This window comes from Methylorubrum rhodesianum (assembly GCF_014199985.1).
Lineage (GTDB): Bacteria > Pseudomonadota > Alphaproteobacteria > Rhizobiales > Beijerinckiaceae > Methylobacterium > Methylobacterium rhodesianum.
Window position 1 is genome coordinate 1 of sequence record NZ_JACHOS010000029.1, and the last position, 23,065, is coordinate 23,065.

At 64.1% G+C, this 23,065-nt stretch carries 24 protein-coding genes and 1 pseudogene; 4 read left to right on the forward strand and 21 right to left on the reverse strand.

The window, feature by feature from the left end; translation table 11 throughout:
* A partial coding sequence (locus tag HNR01_RS26365; RefSeq protein ID WP_183670867.1) for a hypothetical protein occupies positions 1 to 265 on the reverse strand: 265 nt, incomplete at its 3' end.
* A gap of 200 nt (positions 266 to 465) precedes the next feature.
* On the opposite strand from HNR01_RS26365, the gene HNR01_RS26370 reads away from it, so the two are divergent.
* A complete protein-coding gene (locus tag HNR01_RS26370) occupies positions 466 to 687 on the forward strand; it encodes a hypothetical protein (RefSeq protein ID WP_183670869.1) in 222 nt (73 codons plus the stop codon).
* A gap of 103 nt (positions 688 to 790) precedes the next feature.
* Here HNR01_RS26370 and HNR01_RS26375 read toward each other — a convergent pair whose 3' ends face one another.
* A complete protein-coding gene (locus HNR01_RS26375) occupies positions 791 to 1,357 on the reverse strand; it encodes a hypothetical protein (protein ID WP_183670871.1) in 567 nt (188 codons plus the stop codon).
* Positions 1,358 to 2,584: 1,227 nt separating this feature from the next.
* A complete protein-coding gene (locus tag HNR01_RS26380) occupies positions 2,585 to 2,836 on the reverse strand; it encodes a hypothetical protein (RefSeq protein ID WP_183670873.1) in 252 nt (83 codons plus the stop codon).
* Positions 2,837 to 3,309: 473 nt separating this feature from the next.
* On the opposite strand from HNR01_RS26380, the pseudogene HNR01_RS26385 reads away from it, so the two are divergent.
* Positions 3,310 to 3,882: pseudogene (locus HNR01_RS26385) on the forward strand (tyrosine-type recombinase/integrase).
* Positions 3,883 to 4,069: 187 nt separating this feature from the next.
* On the opposite strand, the gene HNR01_RS26390 reads toward HNR01_RS26385, so the two are convergent.
* The 18 genes from HNR01_RS26390 to HNR01_RS26475 all read right to left on the reverse strand — a co-directional run bounded on the left by HNR01_RS26390 (position 4,070) and on the right by HNR01_RS26475 (position 20,352).
* Positions 4,070 to 4,207: a hypothetical protein gene (locus HNR01_RS26390; RefSeq protein WP_183670875.1), complete on the reverse strand. Its 138-nt coding sequence runs from the start codon at positions 4,205 to 4,207 to the stop codon at positions 4,070 to 4,072.
* A gap of 487 nt (positions 4,208 to 4,694) precedes the next feature.
* A complete protein-coding gene (locus HNR01_RS26395) occupies positions 4,695 to 5,696 on the reverse strand; it encodes a TorF family putative porin (protein WP_246417680.1) in 1,002 nt (333 codons plus the stop codon).
* A 251-nt stretch (positions 5,697 to 5,947) separates the two neighbouring features.
* On the reverse strand, positions 5,948 to 6,802 hold the full coding sequence (napH, locus tag HNR01_RS26400) for a quinol dehydrogenase ferredoxin subunit NapH (RefSeq protein ID WP_183670881.1): 855 nt from the start codon (positions 6,800 to 6,802) through the stop codon (positions 5,948 to 5,950).
* Positions 6,802 to 7,464 (reverse strand): ferredoxin-type protein NapG, encoded by a 663-nt coding sequence (gene napG / locus HNR01_RS26405; RefSeq protein ID WP_183670884.1) that lies wholly within the window; start codon positions 7,462 to 7,464, stop codon positions 6,802 to 6,804. Before napG ends, napH begins: the two co-directional genes overlap by 1 nt.
* 18 nt (positions 7,465 to 7,482) lie before the next feature.
* A complete protein-coding gene (locus HNR01_RS26410) occupies positions 7,483 to 7,839 on the reverse strand; it encodes a cupredoxin domain-containing protein (protein ID WP_183670886.1) in 357 nt (118 codons plus the stop codon).
* 29 nt (positions 7,840 to 7,868) lie between these two features.
* The gene (gene mauG / locus HNR01_RS26415; protein ID WP_183670888.1) at positions 7,869 to 8,930 is read right to left on the reverse strand and encodes a tryptophan tryptophylquinone biosynthesis enzyme MauG; all 1,062 of its coding nucleotides are present in this window, start codon (positions 8,928 to 8,930) and stop codon (positions 7,869 to 7,871) included.
* A 32-nt stretch (positions 8,931 to 8,962) separates the two neighbouring features.
* Entirely contained in the window at positions 8,963 to 9,850 is an 888-nt protein-coding gene (locus HNR01_RS26420) for a methylamine utilization protein MauJ (protein WP_183670890.1), read from the reverse strand.
* A 129-nt stretch (positions 9,851 to 9,979) separates the two neighbouring features.
* Positions 9,980 to 10,339 carry an amicyanin gene (locus tag HNR01_RS26425; protein WP_017486761.1) on the reverse strand — a complete coding sequence of 120 codons (360 nt, stop codon included), beginning with the start codon at positions 10,337 to 10,339 and terminating at the stop codon, positions 9,980 to 9,982.
* A gap of 63 nt (positions 10,340 to 10,402) precedes the next feature.
* Positions 10,403 to 10,963, reverse strand: a complete 561-nt coding sequence (mauA, locus tag HNR01_RS26430; RefSeq protein ID WP_183670892.1) for a methylamine dehydrogenase (amicyanin) small subunit — start codon at positions 10,961 to 10,963, stop codon at positions 10,403 to 10,405.
* Positions 10,964 to 11,010: 47 nt separating this feature from the next.
* The gene (gene mauD / locus HNR01_RS26435; RefSeq protein ID WP_017486759.1) at positions 11,011 to 11,628 is read right to left on the reverse strand and encodes a methylamine dehydrogenase accessory protein MauD; all 618 of its coding nucleotides are present in this window, start codon (positions 11,626 to 11,628) and stop codon (positions 11,011 to 11,013) included.
* A 5-nt stretch (positions 11,629 to 11,633) separates the two neighbouring features.
* Complete coding sequence (locus tag HNR01_RS26440; protein ID WP_183670927.1) at positions 11,634 to 12,218, reverse strand: MauE/DoxX family redox-associated membrane protein; 585 nt, start codon at positions 12,216 to 12,218, stop codon at positions 11,634 to 11,636.
* Positions 12,219 to 12,223: 5 nt separating this feature from the next.
* The gene (gene mauB / locus HNR01_RS26445; protein ID WP_183670929.1) at positions 12,224 to 13,447 is read right to left on the reverse strand and encodes a methylamine dehydrogenase (amicyanin) large subunit; all 1,224 of its coding nucleotides are present in this window, start codon (positions 13,445 to 13,447) and stop codon (positions 12,224 to 12,226) included.
* 67 nt (positions 13,448 to 13,514) lie between these two features.
* A complete protein-coding gene (locus HNR01_RS26450; protein ID WP_281384585.1) occupies positions 13,515 to 14,336 on the reverse strand; it encodes a methylamine utilization protein MauF in 822 nt (273 codons plus the stop codon).
* Between the two features lie 426 nt (positions 14,337 to 14,762).
* Positions 14,763 to 15,893: an aminomethyl transferase family protein gene (locus tag HNR01_RS26455; protein WP_183670931.1), complete on the reverse strand. Its 1,131-nt coding sequence runs from the start codon at positions 15,891 to 15,893 to the stop codon at positions 14,763 to 14,765.
* Between the two features lie 98 nt (positions 15,894 to 15,991).
* Complete coding sequence (locus tag HNR01_RS26460) at positions 15,992 to 17,032, reverse strand: heme-dependent oxidative N-demethylase family protein (RefSeq protein WP_183670896.1); 1,041 nt, start codon at positions 17,030 to 17,032, stop codon at positions 15,992 to 15,994.
* A gap of 71 nt (positions 17,033 to 17,103) precedes the next feature.
* Positions 17,104 to 18,063, reverse strand: a complete 960-nt coding sequence (locus HNR01_RS26465) for a PDR/VanB family oxidoreductase (protein ID WP_183670898.1) — start codon at positions 18,061 to 18,063, stop codon at positions 17,104 to 17,106.
* Positions 18,060 to 18,665 carry a dimethylamine monooxygenase subunit DmmA family protein gene (locus tag HNR01_RS26470; RefSeq protein WP_246417681.1) on the reverse strand — a complete coding sequence of 202 codons (606 nt, stop codon included), beginning with the start codon at positions 18,663 to 18,665 and terminating at the stop codon, positions 18,060 to 18,062. Before HNR01_RS26470 ends, HNR01_RS26465 begins: the two co-directional genes overlap by 4 nt.
* A 61-nt stretch (positions 18,666 to 18,726) precedes the next feature.
* Positions 18,727 to 20,352 carry a trimethylamine N-oxide permease gene (locus HNR01_RS26475; RefSeq protein ID WP_183670902.1) on the reverse strand — a complete coding sequence of 542 codons (1,626 nt, stop codon included), beginning with the start codon at positions 20,350 to 20,352 and terminating at the stop codon, positions 18,727 to 18,729.
* 463 nt (positions 20,353 to 20,815) lie between these two features.
* On the opposite strand from HNR01_RS26475, the gene HNR01_RS26480 reads away from it, so the two are divergent.
* The gene (locus HNR01_RS26480) at positions 20,816 to 21,970 is read left to right on the forward strand and encodes a helix-turn-helix domain-containing protein (RefSeq protein ID WP_183670905.1); all 1,155 of its coding nucleotides are present in this window, start codon (positions 20,816 to 20,818) and stop codon (positions 21,968 to 21,970) included.
* Positions 21,967 to 23,037 carry a LuxR C-terminal-related transcriptional regulator gene (locus HNR01_RS26485; protein WP_183670907.1) on the forward strand — a complete coding sequence of 357 codons (1,071 nt, stop codon included), beginning with the start codon at positions 21,967 to 21,969 and terminating at the stop codon, positions 23,035 to 23,037. The genes HNR01_RS26480 and HNR01_RS26485 overlap by 4 nt, the downstream gene beginning before the upstream one ends.
* Positions 23,038 to 23,065: the final 28 nt, after the last annotated feature.

Consider the following 23,065-nt stretch of genomic DNA (forward strand, 5'->3'; position numbering starts at 1 on the left):
GGATCGCCACGGTCAGATCCTTGATCGCCGCGGTGAGGTCGACCACCGCCATGCTGTCGAACAGCGCTGTGCCAGCCACCTGCGCCACGTCCCGCGCTACCTCTGGCTTCAGCGCCTCCGCCTTCTGCGTCCCGATGCAGTAGTCGAAGAAAGTCATCAGGAAGCCGGTCAGCGGGACGAGGAGGGCGGCGGCTGCGGCGCTGACCGCGACGATGATCGCGGGCCAGGAATCGAGCTGCGGCAGAGGATCGGGAACTGCCGCCACCGTTCTGCCTCCTGCGTGCTCTGAACCCGAACGTGTCTTCCGCCGCCATGTCGCTGGCCGCGCGTCCTGAGGCGTGCAGTTCGGCGAAGGCGAGGATGGTGTAGTCGGCGACGTCCGTCGTGATGGGCGGCGCTGTGAGCAGGAAGCCGAGGGCGATCGCGAGCCAGGACACGAAGCCGCCGAGGCAGCCCAGGGTACGGATGAGCGAGGTCTCGCGCCCGCGCCGCCCGTTCACCCAGAGCGCTAGGAGACGGACGGAGCCGAAGAACAGGCACAGCGCGCCGGCCTTCCACTTGCTGATGACCGAGGCGATGACGCGGAAGCTCTCGTTGCCGAAGGTGTTGGTCGGCGCGACCAGCACGAGGCCGACGGCGACGGCGATCAGCGAGAGCCAGATCTCGGCCCAGCGGGTCTGTCCGTAGCGGACCGCACGGTGGATCCGCTCGTTGATGGCGGGATCGGGATCATAGACCAGCATCCGCTTGCCCTTTCCGATCCGTCCCGTCCGTGCGGTGTGGGGCATGCTCAGCGCTGAACCATCTCGTACGCTTGCCGCAACTCGTCGGCAGACGGCGGGGCAAAGCCGCCAATCCGGTCGAGCGCAGGGATCAGCACGTTCTGCTCGCTGGCATGGCCGTCGAGATCGAGCTTGCGGAACATGCCGGCTGCGATGCCGTCCGGACCGCCGGCCGCCTTGATGACCGCGGGCGGGGCCGTGTCGATGACGTACTGCGTGCCCTTGGCGATCACCGGCACCGCCACATTGGCCGACAGGGTCTTGCCCTTGGCCGCGCCCTGGACCGCGTTCAGACCGAAGCCGACGACCTCCTCGAGCATCATCACGACGCGCCGCTGCGACAGGAACAGGGTCGCCCACGGGTAGACCTCGCGGATGGCCTGGATGACGTAGCCGGCGATGATCGGGATGAGGATGGTCATGATTGGCTCGCGCAGGGACACAGCGAGCGCGACGAGCCAGTCGCCCCAGGGTGCGATCACCGCCCTATCGCCGACGGTGGCGATCTCAGCGGCGAGGGTGGGCGACACGACACAGGCGAGCGCCAGCGCCGCGAGCAGAAGCATGCGGGTCATGGTGATGGTCCTGATGGTGGGGATGCGCGGCGGGCCCGGCCGGCTCGGGGACTACTATCGTGCTAGTCCGAAGGAGCTACTTGAGCGTCTTGGGAGCAACGGGCACGACGGACTCGGCCTGCAGAACATCCGCGCCACGTGCAGGTCGCAGATGGCGGGCCGGTGCAGGGGCGCTGGCCCGCTGCTCTCTGGTCGGACTCTGGCGTTCTGGGCCAGCACCCCGGCCGCAGTAAGCCACAATGTTCGGCTGATCCCCTCCGGTGCGAGGTGTATAAATCGGTGTCGTGATACCGCAGGTCGCCTTCCAATACTGCGGCAAGCGACCGGCGGGTCGGTATTAAGTCCCCCTTCAGTGCCGACCCGCTGCACTTACGCTTCACTCACACCCGAGCGCGCGGTGCCGATACGGGCTTCAACGCTCTGGCTTGCATTCATTATAAGAAACGAACGCGGCTTGATCTTTTTCCTAAAGTGTTGACAGGAGTTTGCTGCCGTTCTGTCTGTTGCCGGTCAGCTCCTGGACAGACGGCCTGCGGGTCGGTGCCTTAGAGGGGGCGCTAGGGGCCAGCCCGCTGCTTTTAGGCCTCGCTCACACCCGAGCGCGCGCCGGCGATCGTCGTCGGCAGCTTGTGCGCCGCCGGCAGCGGCATCGCCGTCCGCTCCTGAAGGCCCGAGGTCATACCCGCGCGCCAAGAGCGCGCGCTGGATCTCAGCGACGTCCATGTTGGTGTTCTCCGATATGGAGGAATGCTCGGCGTCACTCGGCCGGCTCGGGAAAACTTCAACTAGAAATATCGTTTGTCATTTCAGCGATGATCACTGATTGGCAAAATTCAGTGCCGCTGCGCTGATTCAGTCTGGCCAGCGGTCGGCGGGCCGGTGATCGAGTCCCCTCTCACCCGGCCCGCCGCCACCTACGACCTCCGACGGCCATTGTAGCGTTCTCTGATGTATTGGGAAGATATTATGGTTATATGGTAAGATTTCACAGGCTGATTTGCGCCAGTATGGGCGCGAGTAGGCCGTGTTGAGGCCGAGCGAGGCGGTCTTTTTTCTGCTTTGATCTTCGATCAGACGGCGCCTATAGCCCTGAGTCTGCGTGCGATGGATGCGCCGACGCCCGCCCCAGTCGCCCAGGCAGCCTAATCGGACAGCTCTCCGCTACCGGGCCCGATGGACGTGGCCCGGTGCGCGGTCAGACACCAACGAGCGGGCGCCGAGCGGCAATTATGGATCAAGCATCCTGCGCCCGCTCCTCATTTCCGGCGGACGATTTCCGCTGGTGAACGCCTCGACGACATAGCCGACAATGGTCACTTCGCCGCCGAGGATCAGCACGCCGGCCATCAGCGGGAACGGCCGGCGCTCCGCTGGCGCGAGGGCGACCACAGGAGCAGGGTCGTTCCGCGTCGCCACCGGCCGTGCCGAGGCCAGCGGGATCAGATCGAGGATCCGTAGCAGCAACACCGCGAGCTGCATTCAGGCACGAAACTGCCAGGCTTAGGCCAAGGAGAACGCATCAAGCGGCTGCATTCTGACACTTTGTGCTCACCCGTGATGTCTGCATTGGGTCAACTTTGTTGAAAAGCGCCGGGTCCGTGCGCCAAGCGTCTCCCAGCACAGGTCGCCGGAGAACGCTTGTTTCTCGCCAGAGATACAATGCCCAAGATAGCTGCGCATTTGGAGCAATACAGAAGTAAAATGTTCGCTCGAAGCCGCGGCTGGCGATGCTGCTTCGAGCCGATCCCGAGTTTTTCAACGAAATTGGTCGTGAGCAGCGATCCAAGCCCGCCGGCGCCAACGTCGGCTTGTGCCGCGGAGAGCCGTCATTCGACATTGGGCTCAGCGGCAGCATCGGGCTCCTCATGGCGGGCTCCTCAACCCAGGAGCCTGTCATGCCCTAGGTCGTCACTGTTCCCACCAGCACACGTGTTCCCTGGAACCGCGGCCGTATCGTCGGCCCAAAACCGCCGCTGAAGCCGAAGCACATCTGAGCCCTACGCACGCGCCTACAGCTCGCTAACTGCACGCGAGACCTTGCCCTGTTCAACCTTGCCGTCGACAGCAAGCTGCGCGGGTGTGATCTCGTCGGCCTGCGCGTGAGCGACATCTACTTGGGCGACGCCGTACGTCTTCGAGCGACCGTCTGCCAGCGCAAGACCGGCAGGCCGGTTCCGTTCGAGATCACCGAGTCGACGCGCGAGGCTCTCGCGGCTTGGCTGACGACGCGCAGGTTGGAAGCCGGCGACTGGCTGTTTCCCAGCCGGAGTCGACATGGAGAGCATCTAACGACGCGGCACTACAGTCGGCTGGTAGACCGCTGGGTTGCCCTGATCGGCCTGGACCCTTCGGCGTTCGGCACGCACAGCCTGCGCCGCACGAAGGTCGTGCTGGTCTACAAACGCACCGGCAATATCCGAGCCTGCCAGTTGCTCCTTGGCCATACCAAGCTGGAGAGCACGGTTCGCTACCTCGGCATTGAGGTTGACGACGCACTGATCCTCTCAGAGCAGACCGAGATCTGAACCGGACGCCGCGGTCGAAAGGGCCGCCGTGTACCAGTAGGATGGACGCCCCCAGGTTGCCGAATGATCCGTTGCAGACTCAGGCGAGTAGTGCAGCATAGGTCCGCTTCGAAGTCGGAAGGTGACCCTTCTGGCCTGCGCGACTGGCAATTCATCGACCTGCGTCGTGAAGAGTGGCGTGCGCGTCTCAACCTTCATCGTCCAGGCGCATCGCTGCCACTCCAGCCCACGCCAACACCACGCTGCCACACCCGTAGAAGGTATTGAAGGCATTCATCGCGCCCAATGGGCCGCGTTGAGCACGCAGCTCGGGCATCATGCGCATGCTTCAACCCTCCGAATGGCATGTCGTCGGAGCATCCGTTGATGTGCGTCAAAGCACATTCGTCATAAATTGAGAATTGCCGGTCGCATCCTTCGGGATTGTAGGCCGGCCTGCCGACGTTTGCCTCTATATAGGACTCGTTGGAGGAGAAACGATTGTCAGTGCCGGTTCGCAGCGCCGCAATGGTTATGCTCATAATTTTCAGCGTTGCTGGCGGGACGACCGTTGCGCTCGGACAAGTGCAGCCGAAGACCACCTACAACAGCAGCACGGCGCAGGATGCGCCGCCCAGCGGTCCGTTCACCCTCACGCCGGGAGCCCGTGCCGAAAGCGGGAGCGTGGCGCCGTCAAGCGACCAGTTGCGCGGCTCTGTGTTCGATGCTCGAACCGGCCGCGTGCGACCAGGCAATCCTTCGCCTTCCGTTCGATAACGTGCGCCGATATCGAGGTTTGGCGATCCGTGAGGATGGCCTATCCGTCCTCATCTCTACTTGAAGAATCCGAACAAACCGGATGGCTCCGCGTAAATCCCCGGGGCTGAGGTCGATGCCTGCCAGCGGATGGCCCCGATGATTGCATCACCACACCAGCCGGAGCGACCGCCGTTGAAGTAGCCACGGTAATCGCCCGTAAAAGTGAAGCACTGCGTTGGTGTGAGATCAGTCGTATGATATCTGAAATCGATCAGTATATTTTTGTAATTATATGATATTCCAACGTTGCCGTAATTGTAACTCGGCAAATCAACGGTGGCGAAGCGCCCGATCGATGCATCGAATCCTGTCGCTGAGGTCTTCGCTGCGCCGATGAAGTAGTGACCGCCTTCAGCGGAGATCGAGAAGCCCCCGGCGTAGGCCTCGGGCAGGAACGAAAACCAGCTGGCTGGAAGTGTGTAGGCGATCGTGCCGGACGTGTAGGTCGCGGTGGCGTGCTGCCCGAAGAAGCTGGGCGCATGGATGATATTCGCACCGACGATAAGTTCCGGCGTAATTTGATAGAGCGCCTTGCCGGCATACTCGATGAAGTCACTGTTGGCAGTCGTCAGGAATGCGCCGTTGGTCGGGTTGATGAGCCGTTGTTCGTTGGGGTAGAAGTAATACACGACACCAAGATCAAGTGACAGCTTTTCAAAAACCGGACGGATGCCGGCGGTCAGATCAAATTCGAAATCGGGCCGTGTCGGCAATCGCACCTGCCATGTATATAGGCCCGTATAGGCAAAATTGTTGAAAAACTGTGCTTCGAAGAACGTCTGAAAACTTCCCTGCCGATTCGATTGCGAGACACCTCGAAAGTTGTAGTCTGTCGCATATTGCGAGTAAAAGGAGAAGCCGATGAGTGGATCGGAGGCCTTGGCCTCGGGCGGCATCTGTTTAGGTGCCGATAAGAGGTCAGCGGCGAGACCGGGTGGACCGAAGAGAGCGAGCGCTCCGCTCAGTAATAGAGCGCGAAGATTGATTTTTGACATAACTTTATTTCCCCTTGCCATGCTGATCCCGATGGATCTGTTCCTAAAAAATATTCTAGTCGCAAGAGAAATTTTGGATAATTGCGTCAAGTATTATGTTTTTGAATATAGATTAGTCTTAGTGAGTCGTGTATGTCCCATGTATTTCGATATATGCGGTTATTTGAACTTTATGAGCGCCGATCCACCTTGGAAGGTGGCGGATAAATCTATCATACTGAAAATTATAAGGATTCACTCTGCGCCTAGCTCGTCGAAAAACAGTTAAAACCTCAACGAATATTTCTGCGTACTGATATCTCGAAGACATCAACTGGGCACGCATCGATGCAGCTACCGCAATTGAGGCAATCCTGATTCAGGATCGACATCGTTCCACGTCCCTTCAGGGCCGGCGTGATGACGTGGGGCTCTGTGCAGATCTGAAAGCACGCCCCGCAATTGGTGCATGCCTCCCGCCGCGATGCGGCGACCCGCACGACGCTGGCCTTGCCCATGATTCCGTAGAAGGCGCCGACCGGGCAGAGATGACCGCACCAGCCCCGTCGCGTGATCAGCAGGTCGAGGAGGAACACGGCCGCGATGATGGTCCAGCCCGCGCCGAGTCCGAAGATCAGGCCGCGCTGCAGCAGGCTCACCGGATTGACAAACTCCCAGGCGACCGTGCCGCTCAGAAGCGAGGCGAGCAGTGCACCGCCCAGAACCCAGAGCCGCGTGCGCCGGTCGAGCTTGCGGTCGCGCGTGATGCCGAGTTTCTCCCGAAGCCAATAGGCTGTATCGGTGACGATGTTGACGGGACAGATCCAGCCGCAATAGGCGCGGCCTCCCACCACGATGTAGAACAGCGTGATCAAGAGGGCGCCCAAGAGGGCGACGCGTGCCAGCACTGCACCGGCGGCGAGAGATTGGACGGCGATGAAGGGATCGCTGAGCGGCAGGAATCCGAGGATTTCGCTCGACGCGAAATTGCCTCGGACGAGCCAGATTCCGGCTAGCGGGCCGGCCATGAAGACGCCCAGCGCCGTGAGCTGCGTCAGGCGGCGCAGGATCCACCATTTGTGCGCGCGCACCCAACCCTTGGCCGCCACGCCCTCCCTTCGCGCTTCCGCTGTCAGGCTCAGGCGCATCACACCGCCCTCCCCGCCGGGTTGCGCCCGCGGCCGCCGAGCCCGAGTTCGCGCGGCAGCACCCGGATCGCGGCGTGGCCCAACACGCAGTGCTTCTCGCAGGTACCGCAACCGGTGCATTTGTCGGAATGCACCGTCGGGATCACCATCCGGCGTCCCCTGATCGCCTGCGGCTCCAGCGTGATCGCCTCGTCGCGGATCGGGCAGACGCGGTGGCAGATGCTGCAGGTGATGCCCTTGTAGTTCAGGCAGCTCTCGTGGCCGACGAGGACGGCGACGCCCATGTCGGCCTGCCGGATGCTCGGGATGTCACGGTCGAGGGCGCCGGTTGGGCAGGCCTTGGCGCAGGGTACGTCCGCGCACATGAAGCAGGGCGTTTCGCGGGCGACGAAGAAGGGGGTGCCCAGCGGCGCCTCCTCTCCCAACTCGGCGAGGCGCAGGGTGTCGAACGGGCAGGCCCGCACGCACAGGCCGCAGCGGACGCAAGCCCCCTGGAAATCGTCCTCCGGCAGGGCGCCGGGCGGGCGCAACGCCGTCGCCTCGGCCCTGCGCGCCGACTCGACGTAGGCCGTGAGCGAGAGGCCGGCGAGGCAGGCGACGCCGGCGGCCTTGGCGCCGCTCGTCAGAAGGTCCCGCCGCGACGGAGGTTTAGGCTTTGCCATGGCAGGCCTCCCGGCGTCCTACTGGCTCGCGGCCTTGTCGGCGACATCGAGTTCCATCCGGATGATGGGATGGATCCAGCAGCGCACGACGACGTGGCCGGCTCGGCGCAGCACCACCTGCTTGGTCGTGCGCGGCGGTTGCGTGTCGAGGGTTTCGACCTGACCGTCCTCGTAGGTGAGGTACAGGTTGTGAGCGATGTCGGCCTGATTGACGAAGCGGATCGTGTCGCCCACGCGGGGCTTGATCGTCACCTCCTGCAGTTCCGCGTGATGGATCGTGACCTCGAACTCTTCGGCGCTCGCCGGAGTGGTCAGCACCGCAAGGCTCATGGAGAAGACAGCGGCAAGGCGACGGAATGCGGGATCAAGGGCCATCCGACCGTTCCTCGTCATGGCAAGTCCTCTCACGGCAGGTGCGGCAGGGTGAGGGCGGCGGGATCCGCCGCCAGGGATTCGAGGAAGGCGGTGAGATCGCGCCGCTCCTGCGCGCTGAGCGCGACCGGCTTCATCTCGAAGGACAGGCTCGGACGCCGCTCGCCGCCCTCGACGTAGTGCTCGATCACCGCGTCCAGGCTGCCGAGCTGGCCATCGTGCATGTAGGGGCCCTGCATCCGCAGGTCGCGCAGCGACGGCGTCTTGAAGGCGTAGCGCATGGCCGTCACGCTCGGCGGCGCGAACTTGCCGCGGCCGAGATCGTCGCCGGCCTTCAGGCCGATGTCGTGGAAGCTGTCGTCGGTGAAGCGCCATCCGGAATGGCAGGCCGCGCAATTGGCCTTGCCGGTGAAAAGAGCGAAGCCGCGGCGGGCGTCGGCCCCGAGGGCCACCTCCTCGCCCTCGATCCAGCGATCGAACGGAGCCTTGCCCGAGACCAGCGTCCGCTGGAAGGTGGCGAGCGCCGCGGTGACATTGCGCGCGCTGATGGGCTCCTCGCCGCCGAAGGCTTCGCGGAAGAGCGGGGCGTAGCCCGGCACCGCCTTAAGGCGCTCGACGACGAGATCCATCGACATGTTCATCTCGTCGGGCGCCGTGATCGGCATCCGCGCCTGCGCCTCCAGGCTGTCGGCGCGCCCGTCCCACTGGAAGGCGGCGCCCCAGGCGAGGTTGCGCACCGGCGGGGTTCGCCGCGGCAGCAAGACCATGCCGAAGCCCACCGCCCGGGTGAGACCGTCGCTCCAACCGAGGCTCGGATTGTGGCAGGCCGCGCAGGAGACGCTGCCCGAGCGCGACAGCCTTGGGTCGAAGAACAGGGCCTTACCGAGCGTCACCTTTTCCGGTGTCGCCGGGTTGGCTTTGGGGTGCGGGACGCCGTCCGGCCGGCGGAAGCGCTCTTTCAGTGCGGTGATATCCTGTTGTGAGGGGCCGTCGATCGCCGTGGCGGCGTCCGAGCGTGCGGTCACGACGTAGGTGCCCCCGCAGAGGAGGACGGCCCAGGCGAGCAGGACGGGGATTGGCAGGATCGGCCGCATGGCCCTCACCCTCCTTGGCGCTCTGGCCGGGATCAGGAAGCGAGCGCCAGATCGGCGCCGCGGCGGCGCGCGATCTCGCGCAGGAGCGTCTCGCGGGCGGCGAGGTCGGCGAGGCTCGCCATGTGCGCGAGACGCCAGCGCGCCTCGCCGCGCAGCCCCTGCGCGCCGTCGCCGGGGGACTCCAGATCCTGCAGGACGGCGTCGCGCCAAACCTCCAGGGCATCAACGAGGACCGTCAGCGGCTGGTCCTTGAAGGTCACGGCGCAGCCAAGGGTGCCGCTATGCACCAGCATCTCCAGGGTCACGGTGGGGACGGGCCGTGGCGGCTTTGCCGGGAAGGGAGCCCTGCCGGCGCGCCAGCATGTCAGCACCGCGTAGGCGTTCAGCAGGCGCCAGGCCGGGTCCGAGGCGTTGCGGGCGCGCTGGTAGACGCGCAACAGCGGCTTGAGGTCGTCCGGCGCGAAGGCCACGGCGTCGAGGTCGAGGTCGAGCGCGCTCGGACGGAACGGGGTGCAGCGCCAGCGCGCCTCGTTGGCCGGATCGGCCACGCGCCAACCGGCGATGGCCATGCCGCGGCCGAGTTCTAGTGTCCAGCGGGCGAGCCGGTCCTCCAGATCGTGTCGGCAGGCATCGAAGGCGGCGTAGGGCTCGGCGCTTTTAATGCGGTAGATGATCTCGCTGAGCTTGCCCGACGCGTCGCCGTAGCAGGCGATCTCGGCCGGCATGCCGTCCAGCGCGACCGTCATCACCTGCTTGGCGGACTCGGCTCGGATGTCGATCTCCCAGCTCTGGGTAATAGGATTGCGCACGAAGAAGCCGACCAGCACGTCGCGAACGGAGTGGTCCGCTTGTGAGCGCTGAAGGCTCGCGGCCGATGTCTCGCCCTTGAGCGAGCCGGTTAGGTCGTAGGGAATCCACATCGGTGCACCTTGCGCGCTGACGGCCCCTCCCCGACGGACCGGGGGGGCGTTCGAGTCTCGGGGGCGGTACGGCGGAGGAAGGCCGGCAGGTCGCGGTCCGCTCGCGTCGGAGACCTGCCGGCTTCGTCGCTACTCGACGACGACCTTGCCCTTCATGAAGGGATGGGGCGTGCAGATGTAGTCGTAGGTGCCCGGCGTGTTGAACTGGACCGAGAAGGTCTGGTTGGAGCGCAGCATCGGCCCTTCCAGCTCCTTGTCGACGCTGCCGCCGGGCTTGAAGTGCACGTTGTGCGGCAGGGCCTCGGTATTGGTCCAGGTCACGGCCGAGCCCGCCTTGATGCGGACCTCCGGGGTCGCGAACTTCATCTTGGCGATCTTGACCTCGGTGCTGCCGGCAGGCGCTTCCGGCACCACTTCGAGCGCGCCGGCGGCAAGCGCCGCACCGGCGGAGAGGGCAGCGAGGGTTGCTGCGAGAACGAGGACGCGCATGGGGTTCGACTCCGATGTCTCAGGACTGTCCGGCAGCCGCGGCCCGCAGGCCGCGGCCGGAGATCAGCCGGCCTTGCCGACGATGGGCGAGATCGTGCAGTGGTAGGTCATGGCATCGTCCTCGGCGCCGAAGCACCAGATGATGTCGTTGCCGAATTCCGGTCGGTAGACCGGCAGCTCGCCTTCGGTGTTCAGGCACGAGCACCGGGTGGACATGTTGGCGCCGCAGCAGTCGCGGTAGGAGATCAGGTAGCTCTGCCTGTCGGTCGGGTTGTAGCAGCTGGCGACCCAGGAGCTGGATGCGAGCTTGGTGCCGGGCGGGCAATTGGTGAGCGAGCCGCCGGAACAGTCGCAGATGTTGCCGTCGATGGAGCAGTGGCGCCAGTAATCGCAGGCCTGCACGTCGTGGTCCTGCGGCGTCCACTTGCCCCGAGGATCGCCCGCGCTCTCAGCGGCGTTGGCGCGGCTGACGCGCCCGCGGCGGTCGACCGGAAGCAGGGGCACCAGCGCCACGCCGGCCACCGCCGTGCCGACGCGTCCGATGAAGCCGCGGCGGCTGGTATGTCCCGCCACCTTGCGGGACATCTTCTCGAAGAGATCGTCGAATTGGGATTTTCCGAGCATCGTTTCCTCGTCGCTGTTCTGGGTTTGCGGACGCGGGCGCCCTGCGATCAGGCGGCCTTGGCGCCGTGGCTGTGCTTCCGGCTCGTCATGAATTGCTGGATCGACGCGAAGCCGCTCTTGTCCGCCTCAAGCAGGCTCTCGAGATGCTCGCGGGTGTTGGTGAGGCCCTTGGCGCGGATCACGCCCTCGGCATCGAGCAGCACGCCGTAGGGGATTTTTCCGACCTGGAAGGCCATGCCGACCTCGGCCGAGACGACGTAGCGGATGTCGCCGAGCTCGTGCTTGGTCAGGAAGCGCTGGTGCTCGTCCGGCTGCCCATCGCTGATCATCACCACCGCGAACTTCTCGGCCCGGGCGATCGACTTGATCAGCGGGAAGAGCTTGTCGCAGACCGGACAGGTCGGGGCGGTGAACATGAGGAGCGTCGGGCGACCCTCGGCGCTCGGTCCGCCGATGCGCACGGTGGCGCCGGCGTGATCGGGAAGGTCGAAGACCGGCGCGGCGTCGCCGATGTCGGGGCCGTGATCGGTGATCATGGCGCCCATGGGCGAGGAGCGTTCGTGGAGGAGGCCGACCTGTCGCAGCAGGCCGAGCAGGAGCACGGCGCAGCCGATCAGGGCGAGCCAGAGCAGGACGTTCGAGGCGATCAGGAACTGCATGGTCATCGCAGTCAGCCTTTCAAGAAGGAAGAGGGACGCGCACCGGCTTGAAGCCCGTTCAAGAGCGAAGCGCCGTAGCCGATGAGGAGGGCAAGGCCGGCGGCCGCGAAGCCGACGGCAAGATCGAAGGGGCCGGCGGCGGGCGCCGCCGGCAGGATCCAAGCGAGGCCGAAGGCCGCGAGGGCGAGACCGGCGTTGCGGCCGACGAGCAGCCAGCTGAGCGGCTGCCGCATGCCGTTGCGGAAGCATCCGCAATCGATTGCTGTCCGGCCGCGGGCCACGTTGATCGCGATGGCAAGGCCGAACAGAACCAGCAAGCCGCCGAGGCCCGCCGCGGCGATCGCGGCCGTCGCCGGGACCGCGAGACCCGCCGCGAGCGCCAGTTCCGCGAGGGGAAGCGCGGCGGCGAAGGGGCGGGCCATCGCCTCGGGCATCAGCCGGAAGTTCCGCACGACCCCGAAAAACTCGTCGCCGTGACGCAGCTTCGGCAGGGCTGCGGCGACGAAGAGCAGGATCAGGAACGACCGCAGGAAGACCGTGACGACGGGCTCGCCGAGGAGCGGCAGGGCAGTGTCGGACAGGGCGATGGCGGACATGGCGGTCACATGTCCGAGGTCGTGATGACCTGCGGGCCGGCGCCGAGCTGGTTGACGCTCGACATCTCCTTGCCGGTCTCGGGATCGAAGATGAACAACGTCCTGGCGCCGGTGGAGAGCGCGTAGAGCTGCGGCTTTGCATCCTGGCTCACGCCGACCGAGTCGATCTCGTGCTTGAGCTCGATCTTGCTGAGGCGCTTGCCGGACTTGGCATCGATCACGAACAGGAAGCGGCTCGGCGCCTTATGCTTGGAGGCCGCGCGCTGGTCGCCGAGCAGGAAGATGCGGTCGCTGTCGCGGTGATAGGCGACCTGCTGCCAGCCACCCGGCGCCCAGCCGTCATTCTTCTCGGCCTCGGTGAACGCCTCGATCGCGGGAAGGAACTTGGCCTCCTGGGAGGACAGGTCGACCTGGAAGATTTTGCCCGTATAAGTCGGCCACACGAGGCGGCCATTCTTCGGCGAGTAGGCCGGGTGATTGATAACGTACTCGTTTTCCTTGTGGAAGATCTCGGTCCGTTTGGTCTGCGACTTGCCGTCGGCTCCGATGCTGACCTTCAGCAGGCTGCCGTCGCGGCAATGCATGAAGAAGGTGTCGTTGCTCGACGGGAAGATGTGGTAGCAGTCCGGCACCTCGATCATTCGGTCGAATTTCTTGCCGGCGAGGTCGACGACGCCGACGGCCGGCTGCGGCGAGAACTGGTAGAACAACAGCGTCTTGTTGTTGGGCGTCAGCGCCGTCATCCAGGGATAGGTGCCGACGAGGAAGCGGGGTGCGTTCGGGAGCTCGATGTCGGCGATCGGGTCGGCGGTCCGCGAGTCGAGCAGCTCGACGTAGTCGGTGCGTTTGCCGCGGGCGATCCGTGAGAAGACTGTGTTGGCGTGCCCGAAAAAGGAGCCGTCGCTGGCCACAATTGGATTGCCCATGAAGCCGCTATCGGCCGTGCCAAGGACGCGGGCGGTGTCGCCGTCGATGATGAAGCTCTGCGAGATTGCCGCGAAGTGCTTCGGATCGTAGACGTAGACGCGCCGGGCATTCGGCGCCGGTGCCTTCAGCACCACCGGATCGTCGGCCTTGCCGGCGGCGAGGTCGGCGGCCTGCTTGGCGGCCGAACCCGGCTCGGCGGCCGCGACCGGGCCGGCAGCCATCAGGGCCGCGAGCGCAGCGGCACTGAGCGCGGACGAGCCGTAGCGGAAGGCGTGCCGAAGTGGGGCATAGGCGTGCGTCATCATTCTCTCCTTGAGGCGAGTGCTAAAAACCGAAGAACGGGATGGGTGAGCGGGCGCCGGCCCGCGCTCAGAGCACGGTGAAGGTCAGCAGCGCCGCGCCGAACGCGATCAGCAATGCACCATCGAGAAAAGCTGCACTTTCCTGACGGCGGGCGAGCCAGTTCTGCACGGCGATGTCGCTCACCGGCAGGTAATTCACCGCCATCGGCAGGAAGCGGCCCGCGTTGAAGGCCAGGAACAGCACGATCGCGGAGGTGACGTTGCCGCTGGCCACGGCCGCCGCGGTCACGAGGTATAGGATCGGGGTCTGGACGTAGGTGAGATAGTTGAGGCCGAGCGAGATCCCGTAGAGGCCACCAATGAACCACATCGGGAACCGCTGCCGCGCGTCGTGCGGCACCTGGGCCCGGCGCTGCGGATAGGGGACGCGCAGGAAGCCGAGCTGATGGGCGCCGTAGACAAGGCCGGCAAGACCGAGTGCGGCAAGCGTGAGGACCGAGACGCCGGCAAAGCCCAGAAGCTCTCCAGCCAGCCCAAGCAGGCCGCCGAGGATCACGGCCCCGAAGGCGTAGCCGGCCCCATGGAGCAGGAAGGTAGGCGTGTAGGTGACGAGGGCGCTGCGCGCGTGCCGCCCGACCGGGCGCAGGAGGCAGAGGCTCGAATAGCCGCAAGGCGACCAAGTTGAGAGCAGGCCGCCCACGAAGGAGAAGCCGAGGATGAGTGCCGGCAGAGTGCTCGCCTGCGCATCGACCCGGGCGATGAAGGTGGCGCCAGCGGCGCCGGTCAACGCGGCGCCGACGAGGCCGGCCAATCGCGTCCGCCGGGGATATTCCTGAGCGAAGATAAGGCAGTCGGCGACGCCTTCGAAGCGTGTCGAGTCAAGCGGCATCGCTTCACCTCCGGCCGGAGGCGTCAAAGTGGTCATGCCACGATCTCCCTGAGTGTTTTTTTTCGAACGCAGTTCACGATGTTGCGACGTCGCTCATTGCTTTATTCCCTAGAGGATAAAAATTTTATCTTCAAGCGAAATGGTGCCTGCAAACCGGTCGTCTGCACGTTTTTTAAGATCGAGTTGCGCACAATTTGTGCATCGCAAAGTCATCGAATCACGTCGATCCGAGCTGGCGCTTTTGGCTGTCAAGATGCGTGAGAAGCACTGGCCTGGAGGCTGCGCCGGGGTGTGGCTTCTCCATTCCGACGCGGCGCATTCTTGGAGGCTTCGCCGTACGGTCGAGTCTGTTCCGGGCTTGACGCGCGGTGCACCGATCATCGCGGTGCATCGCGCCCTCTGCTCACTCCACCTCACTTGAACTGGTCAGGCACGCTCCTCCAGCGGATGGGTGCGTAGCCGGTTCGGGTCGTAGAACGGGATACGCACGACGTGCGCGGTGAATGTGCCCTTGTCCGAGCGCACCGCGAACTCCGTCCCGAACGCCGTCAGATCTGGCGTGACTTGAGCAAGCGCGATCGACTTCATTAAATGCCGGCTGTAGGTCGTTGAGTTGATCCGGCCGACTGTCCGCCCGTCCCGGACCAGCCTCGCGCCCGGTTCGATCACCTCGTTTGCATCGATCTCCAGGCCGACATTGGCGTAGCGCACCTCGCGCCGGCGCTGTTCCAGGGCCGCTTTGCCGTGAAAATCCGGCTTGGACAGGTCGACCGTCCAGTCCGCGCCGACCTCCCAGGGCGTCTCATCGCCCTGCGGCATGTCGAAGGGGAAGAACAGCAGGGCGCCCTCGACCCGGACGATGTCCAGGCAATCCCACGACGCGGCGCAGATCCCGTAGGGTCTGCCGGACTCCATAACCTTGTCCCAGAGGAACTCCGCATCCGCAGCCGCGCAGAATACCTCGTAGCCCTGCTCGGCCGAGTAGCCGCCACGGCCGATCGACACGCTTCTGCCGGATAGAGTCGTCGGCGCGTGCTCGAAATACTTGACGCCGGTCAGGTCGAGGTCGGTGTGGGGCCTCAGGATGTCGAGCGCGGCGGGGCCTTGGAGGGAGAGAATATGGACGTCATCGTCCCGATCGAAGGTCGATTGCGAGCCCTCGAAGAAGCTGGCGATGACGGTATCGAGCCGGCCACCGCCGTGGCTCACGCGGAACGCGGTCGGGCTGTCACGATAGACGAGCACGTCGTCGATCAGCGCGCCGTTCTCGTCCACGATGTTCGAGATCGCCGACTGCCCGGGCTTCAGCTTGCCCACGTCCGAGGTCAGCATCCGGTTCAGCACCTCGGCCGCATCGGGACCGGAGACGTTGATCATCCGCAGAGCCGATACGTCGAACAGCCCGGCCTTCGAGCGGACGATCGCGACCTCGTCGTAGGGGTCGGTGTTGTAGTGCTGCGGGATCAGCCGCCCATTCCACTCGGTATCGAGTTTCGATCCAAGCTCTTGATGCCGCTTCGCCAGGGCGTTCTTGCGCGGAAAGGTGTCGGTGGTCATGACTCGTGCTACCTTCAGGTATGCGACGGCGCCGGGTGACGCGGTCTCGAAGACGTCGGTGCGGGTGAGAGGAGCGGCGACGGGTGCCGCCGCGGGCGTCAGTCGGGCGCGAAGCCAGGCGAGGTCGGCGCGCCGTCGTCGTAGCGCGCCAGCCACGCCACCGTCGTGTCGCGGTAGCGCGACAGGCCCTTGTACTCGGCGAGCTCGCCCCGCACGTCGCGCAGCACGCGGTGGAAGCGCCGCGCCCATTTCGGCACCGTGACGAGCTCGTTCATGCTGATCATGTAGGCCCGGATCGAGAACACGATCGCGTTCGATCGCGGCAGGCGCCACATCGCCTGAAGCTCGACGCGCAGATGGACCTTGTCGCCCACGTTCTCGGGCGTCACCGTCGTCCGGTCGCGGCCCCACTTGTCGTAGTTCTCCGGCGAGGTATCGAGCCGGGGATTGATGGTCATCGTCCAGTTGAGGCGCCGGACCGGCCGTCCCTGCTGCAGGTTGAGCAGGAACTTCAAGGCGCGCTCGAACACGCCCATGTCCTTGGCGAGCGGAACCGGTGCGTGCCATTCCATGAAGTTCATCCCGATGTCGAAATCGAGCGACCAGTCGGCCTGACCGGTGATCATGCCGGAATCCATCCAGAGATTGCCGAGCCGCTGGTCGAGCAGCGCGAAATCGCCCTGGCACTGGCGGGTGATGTATTCCATCGGCGGATGGGGAAGGGTTGCCGTGTCGCCGAAGGTGAAACGCTGGTCAATCCCAAGCGGCCGATTGATCCAGTGCCAGGCGTCGCCGTCGCGTGTCAGCTGGAAATGTTCGGGATAGTGCTTGGCCATCGATTCCATGAGGAGTTCGACGAGGTCCCACTCGGCGGTGATCATGTGGGGCAGCGACTGGCAACGACCCGGATCTTCCTTCAGGACGAGCGCCCGGTCGTGCATCTCGGCGACGTAGTGCTCATCGATGTCAATCGGGAATTCGAACGGTGATTTCGCCGGCCCCGGCATGTGCTGCTCGATGTTGACCGAGTACATGTACTCGTCCTTCTCGAACGGGAACGGGAAGCGGCGGATCGCTTCGCGCGAGTTCGAGAACGTGAAATCGTCGCGGAACGATTCCTTCTTGAAGTGAAGGGTCATCGGCGTTTCCCCTGTCGTTTCGTGAGACGGTGCGGCGCCGGGCGGTGTCGCGTCCCGGCGGGTTCGGGGCTCTACAGATCGAGAACCAGTTCACGCCCGGCGAGGCGGGAGACGCAGAGCATGATCTTCTTGCCGGCGGCGCGCTCAGCCGGCGTCAGGTAATGGTCGTTGTGGATCAGCTCGCCGTCGGCTTCGCAGACATCGACTGCGCACTGGCCGCAGGCGCCGCCGCGGCACAGGAAGGGCGCATCCACGCCAGCCGCTTCCAGCGCCTCGAGCAGACTCTGGTCGCAACGCACCTCGCAGGTGATCCCGGCCCGCGCTAGCCGCACCGAGAACGGATTGCCGGATGGCGGCGCCTGGAAGCGCTCGGAATGGAGGTTCTCCGCCGGCCAGCCGGCCGCGCGCCCCTCTTCGAGCACTGCCTCGATCATCCCCGCAGGGCCGCAGACGTAGAGATGCGTGCCGAGCGGCTGGTTCGGCAGGATATCGCTCATGGCCAGGATCTCCTGGCGGTCGTTGCGATAGAGCCGCAACCGGTCGCCGTGGCGCTCGCGCAGTTCGGTGATGAACGCACCGTGCGCCTCACCGCGCACGGCGTAGTGGATCTGGTAGTCGGCGCCGGTGCGCCGCAGCGCCTCCGCCATGGCGTAGATCGGCGTGATTCCGATGCCGCCCGCCACCAGTAGATGCCGGCGCCCGGGCAGAAACAGGGGGAACAGGTTCACCGGCATCGTGATCCTGAGCTCGCTGCCGACGACGACGTTCTCGTGCATGAAGCGCGAGCCGCCGCGGGACTCCTGTGTGCGCAGCACGCCGATCCGGTAGCTCGAACCATCCTCGGCGCGGTCGACCAGCGAGTAGGCGTTGCGGATGGTCCGGCCGTCCGCCGGCATCAGCACGACGACGTGGCTTCCGGCGGCGAAGGGCGGCAGCGTCCCGCCATCCGTGCGCGCCAGCCGGAAACGCCGGATCGTCGGCGTCGCCTGCTCGATCTCGGTGACGCGAACCGGAATTTCGACGCCGCTCATCGCGTCAGCTCCTGTGCGGGGGGAATGTCGCCGGGCATCTCGGCGTCGATGCGCACGCCCTGGAAGGCCGAGAGCCGGCGCGAGAAGTGATCGCGCACGAGAAGGCTCTGTCCGCAGCCCGGGCAGCGGTAGGGGGAGACGGTCACCGCCTCGGCGACGTGCTTGCAGTGCACGCACTGAACGCGGCGGGCGAGGGAGCCGCGCTTCTCGGCAATGACGGATTGCGGCACCACGCCGAAGCCCGCGGCCCGCGCGATCACCGCGCCGACGAAGCTCTCGGATCCGGCCGCGTAGAGGCGTGTGCCCATGGTCGCAGCGTCGAGCACGCCGTCGAGGTCGGCGAGCAGGGCGCTCCGGCTGGCGGCCGGATGAAACGCCGCCCAGCCGAGGCCGACGAGTGAATCCGAACGCGGCGCGCCACGGTCGCCGGTCTCCGCGTAGAGCAGGATGGCCCGCGAGCGCGCGTCGCTCGCCCCTGTGAAAATATCGAGGATGGCGCCCACGCCCTCGTCCTCGGCGGCGACGAGGTGGGTCCTAGCCCTTGGATCGAGGGCGAGGCGGCCGCAGGTCGGCCGGCTGTCGAACTGGCTGATCTCGATCACGGGCATCTCCAAGTCTTCGACGGACCCCGGACGGTGCGCGGCAACGCCCGGGTCGATTTCGTCAGAGCTGAAAGAGAAAGTTAGCGAGGAGGACAGTGACCACGCCCGCCGCCAGGGTGAGGTAGGGAAGAGGGCCGGCCTTGCGCCCGCTCAACAGCGCCTCGGTCCGGGTGACGCCGAGGTCGTGCAGCATCTGCGGCGGAAACTGGCCGCGGTCCTGAACGTAGTGGCGGAACAGGAAGACCGGGATGATCGCACCGGCCGTGACGATGCCGGCCCACAGCGCCCAGGGGTGCCACACCTTCGCGCCCGCCCCGAGGAACACCGCGTTGGTGAAGCCGAACAAGGTGCCGATCGCGACGAGGAGCGTGGGCGCCCGGTAGGGCCGCTCAAGATGCCCGTTGTCGATACGGTGGATCCAGCCCGAATTCAGGTTAAGGAAGTTGAAGATGATGTAGCCGGCGTTCGACACCGCGAGGATGAAAAAGAACGAGGCCGAATCGGCGCAGGCGATAGCCAGCAGGCCGAGATTGACGGCGAGCCCGGTCCACATCGCGGCGATCGGCGCTCCGTGCCGGTTCGCCCGGCCGAGATACTTCGGCAACCAACCGTCGAGTGAGCCCTGGTAGAGCGTACGCGAGGCGCCGGCCATGGCCGTCATCAGGCAGAGCAGGAGCGCGAAGATCATGAGCATGACGAGCGCGCTCGCCACGACCGGCCCGCCGCCGACCATGCGGGCCAAGGCGGCCGCGACGCCCGAACCGTCCACGATCGACGGATCCAGCATGCCCGTGAGGCCGAGCTCGCTCTGGAAGGTGAACGGGACCAGCAGGAAGATCGTCAGGCAGAGCAGGCCCGAATAGAAGATCGCCTTGAAGGTATCGGTCTTGGGGTTCTTGAACTCGCTGGTGTAGCAGATCGAGGTCTCGAAGGCATAGGTTGACCACGCAGCGAGGAACATCCCGCCGAGGACGAGGGTCCAGCCGGTGGCATTCCAATCGCCGGGCGCCGGCTTGTTGGCCTCGGCGAGCGGCACGAAGGGTGTGAAGTTGGCCCAATTCACCCCGTGCTGCAGCAGCGGAGCGACGCCGATGACGAGCAGCGGGATGATGACAGCGAGACCGATGATGCGCTGGACTTGGGCGGTGCCGCTGATGCCGCGAACTTGCACGGCGAAGGCCGAAAGCATGAGCGCGACCCCGATGAAGAAGGCTGCGTTCAGCGAGAAGGACACGGGACCGATGGAGCCGGCGGCTAGCGTCCATGTCCGGATCGCGGCGTTCGGGTCGGGCACCAGGGCATTGAGGATGTAGGCGGCGGCGATCGTGCAGCCCAGCGACAGGACGGGCGTCCAGGCGATCCAGTTGCACCACACCAGCAGCGGCGAGATTGGCCGGGCGTAGCGCATCCAGGCGGCTGCGCCGTAGACCGACGATCCGCCGGACTTGTTGGGGAAGAGCCCAGCCATCTCCGCGTAGACGAAGGACTGCAGGAAGCCCATCAGCATCGACGCCGTCCAGATCGCGAAGGCAGGCGTGCCGGTCGCTCCGGCGATGCCACCGATCGAGAATAGAACGAGGGGCGGCACGCCGCTCGCGACCCAGAACGCGCCCGTCCAGGATATGCTTCTCTGCAGGTGCCCTTCCTCGGCGGGAACGGGCGACAACTCGGCCGTTGCGATCGTCACGACTTACCCTCCCAAGCGATGCACGCCGTTGTTCGGCGTCGGAATGAATATTTCGGCAAATATTGACACGCCAAATAAATTCAACACCAAACACTCTCAATGGCAAGAATTCGTACACGGCACGAGAGCTATATATTTGTGTCGATGCTCCCTATCGATTCTTAAAGCGGACGTCACCGGCCTTTCGATGCCGCACTTAAGGGAGAGCCCGCGCGGCCTCGCGCGACGAAGCCGCGCGGGATTGAACGTGCGATCTACAAATTCTGGACCGGGTTCAGCGCACCGGAGGAGATTGTCGATGTCCGATACAATACTGAAATTATGGAGACAAAATCAGTATTAGTGCGACATGCAGCATGCCTTTGCCTAGGCTCTCCTGTCAGAACGCACCAGTAGCTTTGCACGCCCTGCGATCAAGAACTTTTCTTCCGGGTCACAATTGCCGCGGCTGCACAGGAGTGCAATGGTGCAATTTGGCACCAACGGTTTGCTCAGCACCTGCCATTCGTCGCGGCGCAGCGGCTGCACTTGTCCGAAAGGACCCAGGATCGATGGCTCGGAAGTAATGGCACGGCCCCGCTCTGCGAACGCTTCGAGCATTTTCAGAACGCCCGCATGGAACCTGCATATCGGCAAGGTTCTTCAATCCATCGGCTCGCCTTTTTTTCACGAAGAACTCATCGGCCTTCTCGACATGACGGTCGCGAGCGATGCTTTCTGGATCATCCGATATGCCGGTGAAACAAATCCAGACGTTGTGTTCACGCGCGGGGTCTCAGCACAGACGCGGCGCGTGTATTCCAAGATTTGCGCGCCGATCGACCCTTTCTCGGCGCGATGGCGAAGCGAAAGGCAGTCGGGCATCTTCACGCTCGATCAGCTGCGATCGAACGATGCTGCATACAAGAGATACAGCGATGTATTCTTGGCGGCGGCCGGGATGGACGACGAGTTAGGCATCATTCTACCGATCACGGCCCATAGCTGCTTCGCGATCTTCCTGGAAAGGAAGCACGGCTTTTTCACCGAAGACGAGGTTCGCAATCTCGAAACCGTCTATCCGGCGATCGAAGGGTGCTGCCAATCCCATCTCGGCCTGCTCTTCAACGAAACGCGGAAATCGGATTTCTCGGCCGGTGCACCTGCAATCCAATCTCCGAGAGCCCTCTTCGATCATGCAGGACACCACGTCTACTCCAACGGCAATTGGAGCCAAGCGACGCATCGCTTTCCGAAGCTGAAGCAACTTTCCGCAGCACTCGCCGTCAGTGGCGGAGTCGAACAAATTTCGGAGGAATGGATCCTGCGGACCAAGCGCCTCAATTCGGATTTTCCGCTCGCTCCGAACGGAGCGATGCTAGTGCTCGAGAAAGTCACGGCCGCACCGACCTCGCACGTGTCTAACGAGGTTGCGGTCCCACTTACCGTCTTCACACGCCGCGAACGCGACGTACTCCGCCTCGTGCTGAAGGGAATGAAGAACCCCGAGATCTCGAGCACGCTCGGAGTAGGTGGCGGCTCGATCCGAAACATCAAGCTTCGCCTTTATCGGAAATCAGGTGTCGCATCGGAAGGCGAACTGGTGTCGAAATTCATCGCTTTCGCGAAAGACTCATGATGCAAACAAATAGGCCCAAGCTTACGGATTTCGGCAGCCAGGAATGGTTTCAGCGTGTCGGCAACATCTCCCGCGCGCTCGGTGAAATGAATTTCCATGAAAATCTCATCGACCTACTCGGATGCCTGATCCATCACAGCGCCCGCTGGATCATCCGGTTCTCAGACACAGCTCCTCCTGAAATCATGTATACGTCGGGCGTACCACAATCCCTGCGCGATCATTACAATAGATTGTGTTCCGACGTTGACCCCTTCGCCGCTCATTGGCGACGGTACCAGGAGGTCGGTGTACGCTCGTTGTCGCAATTCAAGAGTACGGCTGATACCATCGATGCCGGAAACTACAACTTCGTCTTCAAGTCGGTTGCCAATGTAAGCGATGAACTGGGTTTGTTTCTGCCGACGATCGGAAACTCATCCATCGGCCTTTTTCTGGAGAGGGAACGCGGCGATTTCAGCAAAATCGAAATCGAGCGGGCCGAGGCAGCGTTTCCCATCATCGACGGCTTGGAACGCGCCCATATCGGCCGGATCTTCGACGCCACCAGCCAGGGCGGCTTTATCTCGGAGGCCGCGCAGCTTAATCCGCAACCGACCTTGGTGCAGGATCGGTGCGGCGTCGAACTCTTCTCCTCACGATCTTGGCGGGACGCGGCCGAGAGGGACCCGTCCCTCCTCGCCGTTGCCGTTCAGAACGAACAGAACGGCCCAATCATGCTCGACGATTTCATCGTCAACATCGAGCGTTTCGACAAATACTTCCCGCTTGCCCCCTCTGGGCGGATGCTTACGCTGACACCCTGTCCGGACGATCCGCAGGAGCGCGCCTCGACATGGGAGAGAACAGAGTTGATCCGTCGCCTGACGCGGCGTGAGCGCGACATATTCAATCTGATCGTCGGAGGACGCTCGTCGTCTGACATCTCACGCCTTCTATCGATGTCAAAGGGTACGGTCAAAAACTACGCTATCCGCATATGCCGAAAAGCAAATGTCAAATCTAGACTGACACTCATTCATAAGTACAAAAATCGATTATTTTCAGAAAAAGTAATACTGTCTTGATCAATTTAAAATGATCCGCGAAGGCACC

Coding starts and splice junctions, on each gene's coding strand:
- HNR01_RS26370 (WP_183670869.1), top strand. CDS start 466: ATGAGCGAGGTCTCGCGCCCGCGCCGCCCGTTCACCCAGAGCGCTAGG.
- HNR01_RS26375 (WP_183670871.1), bottom strand. CDS start 1,357: ATGACCCGCATGCTTCTGCTCGCGGCGCTGGCGCTCGCCTGTGTCGTG.
- HNR01_RS26380 (WP_183670873.1), bottom strand. CDS start 2,836: ATGCAGCTCGCGGTGTTGCTGCTACGGATCCTCGATCTGATCCCGCTG.
- HNR01_RS26390 (WP_183670875.1), bottom strand. CDS start 4,207: ATGCGCATGATGCCCGAGCTGCGTGCTCAACGCGGCCCATTGGGCGCG.
- HNR01_RS26395 (WP_246417680.1), bottom strand. CDS start 5,696: ATGGCAAGGGGAAATAAAGTTATGTCAAAAATCAATCTTCGCGCTCTA.
- napH (WP_183670881.1), bottom strand. CDS start 6,802: ATGCGCCTGAGCCTGACAGCGGAAGCGCGAAGGGAGGGCGTGGCGGCC.
- napG (WP_183670884.1), bottom strand. CDS start 7,464: ATGGCAAAGCCTAAACCTCCGTCGCGGCGGGACCTTCTGACGAGCGGC.
- HNR01_RS26410 (WP_183670886.1), bottom strand. CDS start 7,839: ATGGCCCTTGATCCCGCATTCCGTCGCCTTGCCGCTGTCTTCTCCATG.
- mauG (WP_183670888.1), bottom strand. CDS start 8,930: ATGCGGCCGATCCTGCCAATCCCCGTCCTGCTCGCCTGGGCCGTCCTC.
- HNR01_RS26420 (WP_183670890.1), bottom strand. CDS start 9,850: ATGTGGATTCCCTACGACCTAACCGGCTCGCTCAAGGGCGAGACATCG.
- HNR01_RS26425 (WP_017486761.1), bottom strand. CDS start 10,339: ATGCGCGTCCTCGTTCTCGCAGCAACCCTCGCTGCCCTCTCCGCCGGT.
- mauA (WP_183670892.1), bottom strand. CDS start 10,963: ATGCTCGGAAAATCCCAATTCGACGATCTCTTCGAGAAGATGTCCCGC.
- mauD (WP_017486759.1), bottom strand. CDS start 11,628: ATGACCATGCAGTTCCTGATCGCCTCGAACGTCCTGCTCTGGCTCGCC.
- HNR01_RS26440 (WP_183670927.1), bottom strand. CDS start 12,218: ATGTCCGCCATCGCCCTGTCCGACACTGCCCTGCCGCTCCTCGGCGAG.
- mauB (WP_183670929.1), bottom strand. CDS start 13,447: ATGACGCACGCCTATGCCCCACTTCGGCACGCCTTCCGCTACGGCTCG.
- HNR01_RS26450 (WP_281384585.1), bottom strand. CDS start 14,336: ATGCCGCTTGACTCGACACGCTTCGAAGGCGTCGCCGACTGCCTTATC.
- HNR01_RS26455 (WP_183670931.1), bottom strand. CDS start 15,893: ATGACCACCGACACCTTTCCGCGCAAGAACGCCCTGGCGAAGCGGCAT.
- HNR01_RS26460 (WP_183670896.1), bottom strand. CDS start 17,032: ATGACCCTTCACTTCAAGAAGGAATCGTTCCGCGACGATTTCACGTTC.
- HNR01_RS26465 (WP_183670898.1), bottom strand. CDS start 18,063: ATGAGCGGCGTCGAAATTCCGGTTCGCGTCACCGAGATCGAGCAGGCG.
- HNR01_RS26480 (WP_183670905.1), top strand. CDS start 20,816: ATGGTGCAATTTGGCACCAACGGTTTGCTCAGCACCTGCCATTCGTCG.
- HNR01_RS26485 (WP_183670907.1), top strand. CDS start 21,967: ATGATGCAAACAAATAGGCCCAAGCTTACGGATTTCGGCAGCCAGGAA.